Below are 7,950 nucleotides of genomic sequence, written 5' to 3' on the forward strand. Positions count from 1 at the left end.
GATCCTCAAGGAGTTAACATTGGCGGTTTCGGGTTACACATGTCTATACAAGATATGCAGAAATTTGGCTATTTTTATTTGAACAAAGGACGCTGGGGGAAACGACAACTACTTAGTGATGAATGGATATCTACTTCAACAAAGCCTAAGTATCTAACCTATGAAGACTTAGGTTATTACGGTCGTCATTGGTGGGTATCGGATGAATTATTAGACCGGTCATTTTATTTTGCTATGGGTATGGGCGGACAGTATATCTGTGTAGATCCCTCCAAAAATATAGTTATTGCTTTAACAAGTGATTCATACAGTGATACATTAAAACCACTAATAGCAATTAAAAAACTTTTACAGTATCTCTAAGAAGTCAGTACATCTGCTAACACCATGTTCACGCATCGGGCCATTCGGCCCTCGGTCCAGCAGAAGTTAGATGTGGGTTCGGAGAAGTAATTGGCAGCAGGGAAGCGGAATCCACCGGACACATCCAACTCCCTAACCACGTCGCGGCCGCCCTTCGGACTTATGGGAGTTGGACGTCGTGAACACATGAACGTTATATGAAATCACAGTAAAGGGTGTACAGATTATGGAGCTTTTATCCTTTTCGACCGGGTACGATGTCAGCAATCGAAATCATATTATTTTTGATTGGAATGGAAAACATGCAAATGAATTTGTTGATTCCAATCAGCAATTTAGAAGAAATATTATTAAGTTTGTAATTGAAAATGATCAATTGTTTTTTCCAATTGAGCTATATAGGGACTTATTTTTAGAAGAAGCGAAATGGTCTGTTCAAGCATGGTCAGTAGGAATTGATTTTCATAAACTAGGTGAGAAGTTAATTCGATATGGCAAAGACAAGTTCCTGAATGACTTCTTGATCGGGGCTTTTTCAAGTTTTGATACTTATTGTTCAAGTAGAATGATGAATCTGAAACGATTTGAAATTGAAGCAGTACTTGAAGAATTGAAGAAAAGAATTAATGACCCAGATTGTAAGGACTTTATAGATAAATATGATTCTGGAATTGAATTATTTGAAGGTTACCTAAAGGGAACTCAAAGAGAAGGTCTTTTTCAATTAACAGGTGACGTCAAAGTATCAAAAATTAAAGTTATAAAACCAAGTAAAATAAAAACCATGATCAAAACAATATATAATAAATTAAAAAGACTGTAAGTAATACTGAGAGAATGTAATTTATTAATGTTCACGCTTCGGGGCGTTCGCCCCTTGGTCCGGAAGGAGTATGCACAAGAAGTAAATTCAGGCGAACACATCTCCAAGACTAACTGCACGATGCGCAACCGGTTCGAAAGACAGCTTCGCATATACCTATCATTACCTTTAGTCTTTCGACGTCGTGAACACTGAAACGTTATAGGTAATCAGTGCAAATCATTTTAAAACCGTTTGGAGGACCAATGATGTTTGAATATATTACGCACTATTACTATACAGTGCCTTTTAGAAGTTTGTCTGCACTTTCTAGGACTGAAGCAATGAAAGTCATGGAAGAACTATGTGACGACTCACCGATCTTTGAAAGATTCAAAGAACCAGTTCAGTATTGGGAGAACCGATTAGAAGCAGAGAACTGGCTATTAAACGGATTTAAAGAAAAAGGCGGAGCACCAAAAGACAAGTATCCAATTTATTCTGTATTGGGAACAGCTGATTGGATAGAAAATTATACTTTGAGTGAAGGGTTAGACGTAAAGTTGCTGCGAATTCCGTTATCTCTTTTTAGTGATAAAGATGTAAGTTTTACATTGCCAGATAGTATGGTTTCATTCTGGATTGGTAGAGATAAGCCGGAAGAATACTACAATTCTAAATATCATGGTCAAATTTTTACTTTGTCAGAAGTAAAGACTATGATGACGACTGATCTATTGAATAAATTTCAATTATTGATCCCCAAAGGAACGATACCTTACATTGAAGCACAGATTTGGAATCATGAAATTGCAATGAATTATTACAAAAGTCAAATATTAAATAGCAATCAGAGATAAGAAGAGGCTTTGAAAGTCTAGTCGTAGAAGGCACTGACTTCCAATAACACCATGTTCACGCTTCGGGGCATTCGCCCTTTGGTCTGACAGGAATAGGGAAGCGGATTCGACAGAAGTAATTCAGCAACAGGGAAGCGAAACAGCCGGACATATTCGCACCGACTAAGCGCATCGCGCCCAGCGACTTCGTCACACTCCCAGATGTGGGGCTTGGAAACCCAACAAATCTCAATTAAAGGATTGAAAATATATGAGTTGGAGTACTTATTTATTTAAGGAATTAGAAAATGAAGAAGAAGTGATCTATTACTTTTCTCCTGATAAGAATGATTTAAAAGAAAGCATGGGAAAAATAAGATTAGACAAGAAGGCTGAAATGATTTTAGAAATAAAGCCTTATATAGGAGATAAGGGATCTAGTCATTTTTATTTTAATCAAGCTGGATATTGTCTTGCGAAATGTTTCAATAATGGAGAATACCCTGAAACAGTTTCAAGACATATATGAGAAAGAGCTTTGTAAGTAATTCGAGAAGGCGCCAACATCTTATAACACCATGTTCACGCATCGGGCCATTCGGCCCTCGGTCCGGCAGGAGTTAGATGAGGATTCGGAGAAGTAATTGGCAGCAGCAGGGAAGAGGAATCAGTCGGACACATCCAACTCCCTAACCGCATCGCGGCCGCCCTTCGGGCTTAAGGTGTTGGGACGTCGTGAACACAAGAACGTTATCAGAAATAATCGTAGAACATTAGGGGAGATCATATTTATGGAAGATGCAATAAATTATTCCAAATACAAAAAGCAGTTAATTAACCATTGCAGAAAAGTTATCAGTGAATTCTCAAGAACCCGTGCAAATCAAGACGTTTATATTTTTGTAATAGACGCACAATCAGATATTGGCACTACTTTAATTAGATGGAATACTTACTGGGGGCTAAATGAAACTTTAAAACTAAGCAGTTATAAAGCAAAGACAAAAGATGAAATTTATAAGCACAATGGTTTGAAGTATAGCATTGGTGATTTTTATTTTGAAGAACTCGTACCCGATCCCGACTTAGAAAAACTTGAACGAAAATACACCGAATTCATGGGGAATTCCGATGAAGAAGACATTGAGTATAATCATAATAAATTTATGACGACACTAGTTGAAGTCTTATTAGAGATTAAATCTTCATTTGAATTATTACATAAGACAGAAGAATTTATTAGTTATGTTGTAGATCACGACGATGATGATTTTATGTATTTAAGAAAAACCGTGGATGAAGAAGCATTTTATAAAGCATTTCCTGAACTAAAAGATGTAGCAATTTACTAGAAATGAGAGTTGTTCAAGAATACGATTACTTCTGATAACGTCAGGAGTTAGATGTGGATTCAGAGAAGTAATTGGCAGCAGCAGGGAAGCGAATCAGCCAGACACATCCGCACCGACTAACTGCGCATTCTCGCAGCCGGCGACGTTGTCGCCTTAAGTCGGTGGGACGTCGTGAACACAACAACGTTATGTGAAGCCGCCTTATATATCAAACAAAAAATAATAAGATAAATCATTCAATATTACTCTTTGTAGGAGATGAAACATGAGAAACCAAAATCAAATCATTTCAATTTCTTCAGATCATCTAATCTACAAAGATCATACAGGAATCGATCAAAAGATAAACTTTCAAACATGTAAGGCAAATTATTCTTTGTTTTTGCAATCTATGAATTCTTTATCTCAAGAAGAGTGGATTGAAACAAAATTCAGATCTCGATGCGTTGCTCTTAGGAAAACTAAAAAAAAGAAACTGATTCTTGAATTTTTTACAGAGCCCAGAACGATTTTTGAGTTCAAAATTTCATTTTTCAAACGAGCATCCAAAGAGTATTTTGAAGTGCTAACGAAATTATATGATTTTGGCTGGACAACAAGGGATATGAATTAATAATGTCTTTAGTTTTTCAATGAAGAAAGCGGCACCACATAACACTGTATTCATACATCGGGCCATTCGGCCCTCGGTCCGGCAGGAGTTAGATGGGGTTTCAGAGAAGTATTTGACAGTAGCTGTGAAGCAGAATCAGCCGGACACATCCGCACCACCTAACCGCATCGCGGCCGCCCATTCGGGGCTTAAGTCGGTGGGACGTCGTGAACACAAGAACGTTATAGGAAATCAGCGTAACTCCGTAAAACAAATGTGGGTGGTGTGTCTTGATGAAGAAAGTGATTCAAGTTTTCGCTGTTATTTTTGTTTTCATGCTTTTGGTTGGTTGCCAAAGTAAGAATAAAGAGCCGGTTATTTTGTTTAAGGACGAAAACAAAGAAGTTATTTTAACCAATTTAGATTTGACTACAATGAAGGTTGTATCGTTTTTAGATCCTGAAAACCAAGGAGCTCGAGGATTATATATTGAATTTAAGAACAAGGACAAATTAGAACAGATCACAACTAAGAACTTAAATAAATCAATTCAAATCTATTATAGAGATCAACTTATCACTACACAGTATATAAATCATGTTATTAAAGGAAACAATCTTGGATTTAATGAAATGAATGAAGGAACACTTAAGCAATTTGAAAACATTTTAAATGCGGAACATATTTAATGACTTGCAAGTACTTCAGTGATGACATCCTATAACACCATGTTCACGCTTCGGGCCATTCGGCCCTCGGTCCGGCAGGAGTTAGATGTGGGCTCAGAGAAGTAATTGGTAGCAGCATGGAAGCGGAATCGGCCGGACACATCCGCACCGACTAAGCTCATCGCGCCCGGCGACTTCGTCCCTTAAGTCGGTGGGACGTCGTGAACTCAAGAACGTTATGCGAAATTCGGGAAAATCTTTGAAGGCAAATCCAAATTCTTTGGAGTTGATGAATATATTACAAAATGAAATATCTACTGAAGTGGGTATCATTTCAGGACGCGATGCTATCTTTCTAGATAAAGTAAATTTCTTATCAACCAACGAAGTAGAACTTGAAGGCGAGATTAATGCAATTCTTTGTTCCTTTGTGAATGAAGAAAAGTACATTCCATTCAAGTTTTTGTTTAAGGGAATATATTATTTCAACATGGTTGAGTTAGACATAAGCCTTTCAACTATCACAAAGGATGTTCAATTATCTTCAAGTCTAATTGAAGTAGAAGATTCAGTTTTATTAAAAACCATCAACGAAGTTAGAGGACTAGATCTAAGACATCTAATAATAGTTACATACGATGATGTTTTTGAAATAGCTTGTAAAGAATTCAATTTCACCTTTGACATTAAAGTGGAGTAGATTGAAGGTCTTTCAAGTAGTCCCGAACTTCGCATAACACCATGTTCACGCTTCGGGGCATTCGCCCCTTGGTCCGGCAGGAGTAGGGAAGCGGATTAGACAGGAGTAATTCAGCAACAGGAAAGCGAAATCAGCCGGACACACCCGCACCACCTAATCGCATCGCGGCCGTCCCGTTTGGACTTAAGGTGGTGGGGCTTCGTGAATACAACAACGTTAGTTGAAATTGCATTAAATACTATAGTGAGGGATATTCATGGAGCAAAAAATATTAAAACTTAGTCATAGAAGATTTAAGCTACCAGACAATGAAGTGATTTTAGATATCCAACCAATAATCTCTGAAGATTATTCTTATTACGCAATTACTGGGAATGGAAATATTATTGAAATTAATACGAATAATGAATCTAGTAATATTGTCTTTTCTATTGATATTGAAGAATTAGATTTTGATAAGAACGTTTCGATTATTATTTCATCCGATAGGAACATTATCGCAGCTTTTAATACATTTGGTCGGTCTGGATTAGTAATTGATTTACAAATGAATAGGATAATGATGCGATTTGGTAGAGATGATTACCATTATGAGCAGACAATATTTCCAATCTCTTTTGTCAATCACGATGGTCAAGTATTCATCATGCATGGAACTTTGTGGAATAGGTTAGATATAATAAATCCAAAGACTGGTGAGTTGTTAACAGCTAGAGTTGATCCGGAAACTAGTGAAGTACATTATTTGGATTATTTTCATGGGCAACTTTCAGTTTCTCCGGACCAGGAGTGGGTTGTAGACAATGGTTGGGAATGGCATCCAACCGGATCCGTGACTACTTGGAATATTAAACAATGGATTACAAGTAATGAATGGGAATCCGAGGATGGGGCAAGTAGAAAAGTGATATGGTGGGGGAAGGAAGACTGGAATGATCCGATTTGTTGGATCAGTAATACTCAAGTTGGAATTTCAGGGAAGTACGACATTAGCCTATTTGACGAGGAAGATATCAAGAACCATCATAAAGATTCAGTCTTTAGAATTTTTGATGTAAATGATGGGAGTATTATTAAAGAGTTTGAAATAAATTATGGAAAGTTGTTTTTCGATATCTATTTATTTTGTTCTTCTCAGGATAGAGGATTTCTAATCTATGATCTCTCAAATGGAAATATACTTTTTGAAGATAATACAATCAGACCAATGAATTACCATAGTAAATCTAATGAATTTATCGAAATCATAGATAATGAAATAATAATTAGTAAACTTATCTAAAGAGGAATGCAACTTCAGCTAACACCATGTTCACACTTCAGGGCATTCGCCCCTCAGTCCGAAGTATTTAGCAGTAGCAGGGAAGCAGAATCAGCCAGACACATCCAACTCCCTAACCGCATCGAGGCCGCCCTTCGGGCTTAAGGGAGTTGAATGTCGTGAACACACGAACGTTAGCAGAAATTGCCTAGAACATATACTTAAACACATCTAAAAGGAAGATGACATTTGGACGATAGAGAAGCACGTCTCTTTCGAATTGAGCAATTAAAACAGAGAATCACAAGAGATAAATCCCATGGTAGTCTATTTGACGAGTGTATTGATGCTCTTGGATCAGAAACTCGAATATACAGTCTAGAAGCTTCACAAAACATTGTTACAACAATGGTCAATACTTTCAATTTCACACGCTGGGGTAGACTTGATTGGAATGGATTTGCTTATAATGGAAATCTCATTAGGATTAATGAGTTGATGAAGTTAGAATTCATAAACACAAATGAAGACTATCAAATAATATGGGATGAGTATAGCCTTCCGGTTGTTGAAAGCTCCTTGGTAAAGATAATTGAAAATTTTGATGATGTTATTGCAGTTGGATTTGATACCTGGATTATTAATTTTGAATTAGGAATAATTATTGAAAATCATCATGAAGGTGAAATAACAATTGGAGTAAAGAAGTTATTTTGATTGTGGTTCAAAGAAGAGGCAACATCAGCTAACACAATATTCACGCATCGGGGCATTCGCCCCTCGGTCCGGACCGAAGTTTGAAGTAGATACGGGTAGTAATTGGCAGTAGCAGGGAAGTAGAGTCAGCCGGACAAATCCAACTCCCTAACCGCATCGCGGCCGCCCATGGGGCTTAAGGGAGTTGGAAGTCGTGAACACAAGAACGTTAGCGGAAATGCTGATAATAACTAATAGGAGCAAACATTTCAATTATGGAAATTCCATATCAGAATAAAATAAATAAAGAAAGCTTAAAATCATTTGTTAGTTTTCTAGAAAAGGAGAAAATTGAAAGCTGTTTGATGAGCTCAGGTCAAGATATTGTACTTCAATATTTTAGAAACAATAAATCTAAAACTAAACTTCACAAAGTTAACTCATGCACGAAGAGTATTACCTCAAGCTTAATTGGAATTGCTTTCGAACAGGGATTGCTTCCAGATCTTAATACACCTATTGTTAATTACTTTCCGTCGCTTCAACAGGATAAGGACAATCGGAAACAACGTATTACAATTGATCACTTGTTAAGTATGAGTGCAGGTTTTGACTGGCCAGAGATGGGGGAATGGAATGGTTGGCCACAGATGATACATAGCCCCAACTGGGTCAAT

General features: G+C 37.2%; 11 protein-coding genes. All 11 read left to right on the forward strand.

All coding sequences use genetic code 11. The annotated features are described in order from the left end of the window. On the forward strand, positions 1–363 hold a 363-nt coding region (locus D7Z26_RS26990), incomplete at its 5' end, for a serine hydrolase (RefSeq protein WP_147423906.1). 226 nt (positions 364–589) lie between these two features. After that, positions 590–1,186, forward strand: a complete 597-nt coding sequence (locus tag D7Z26_RS26995) for a hypothetical protein (RefSeq protein WP_120980140.1) — start codon at positions 590–592, stop codon at positions 1,184–1,186. 248 nt (positions 1,187–1,434) lie between these two features. After that, complete coding sequence (locus D7Z26_RS27000) at positions 1,435–2,025, forward strand: hypothetical protein (RefSeq protein WP_233567229.1); 591 nt, start codon at positions 1,435–1,437, stop codon at positions 2,023–2,025. A 250-nt stretch (positions 2,026–2,275) separates the two neighbouring features. Then, positions 2,276–2,533 (forward strand): hypothetical protein, encoded by a 258-nt coding sequence (locus D7Z26_RS27005; protein WP_120980142.1) that lies wholly within the window; start codon positions 2,276–2,278, stop codon positions 2,531–2,533. 262 nt (positions 2,534–2,795) lie between these two features. Further along, positions 2,796–3,356, forward strand: coding sequence for a DUF4303 domain-containing protein (locus D7Z26_RS27010; RefSeq protein WP_120980143.1), 561 nt, complete (start codon positions 2,796–2,798; stop codon positions 3,354–3,356). A gap of 265 nt (positions 3,357–3,621) precedes the next feature. After that, the gene (locus tag D7Z26_RS27015) at positions 3,622–3,969 is read left to right on the forward strand and encodes a hypothetical protein (protein ID WP_120980144.1); all 348 of its coding nucleotides are present in this window, start codon (positions 3,622–3,624) and stop codon (positions 3,967–3,969) included. Between the two features lie 272 nt (positions 3,970–4,241). After that, a complete protein-coding gene (locus tag D7Z26_RS27020) occupies positions 4,242–4,637 on the forward strand; it encodes a hypothetical protein (RefSeq protein ID WP_120980145.1) in 396 nt (131 codons plus the stop codon). 238 nt (positions 4,638–4,875) lie between these two features. Next, positions 4,876–5,316 carry a hypothetical protein gene (locus D7Z26_RS27025; RefSeq protein WP_158602457.1) on the forward strand — a complete coding sequence of 147 codons (441 nt, stop codon included), beginning with the start codon at positions 4,876–4,878 and terminating at the stop codon, positions 5,314–5,316. Between the two features lie 256 nt (positions 5,317–5,572). Next, on the forward strand, positions 5,573–6,598 hold the full coding sequence (locus tag D7Z26_RS27030) for a hypothetical protein (protein WP_120980147.1): 1,026 nt from the start codon (positions 5,573–5,575) through the stop codon (positions 6,596–6,598). Positions 6,599–6,826: 228 nt separating this feature from the next. Beyond that, positions 6,827–7,294, forward strand: a complete 468-nt coding sequence (locus tag D7Z26_RS27035; protein WP_120980148.1) for a CDI toxin immunity protein — start codon at positions 6,827–6,829, stop codon at positions 7,292–7,294. Between the two features lie 254 nt (positions 7,295–7,548). After that, a partial coding sequence (locus D7Z26_RS27040) for a serine hydrolase (RefSeq protein ID WP_147423908.1) occupies positions 7,549–7,950 on the forward strand: 402 nt, incomplete at its 3' end.

Source organism: Cohnella endophytica (assembly GCF_003628305.1).
GTDB lineage: Bacteria > Bacillota > Bacilli > Paenibacillales > Paenibacillaceae > Cohnella > Cohnella endophytica.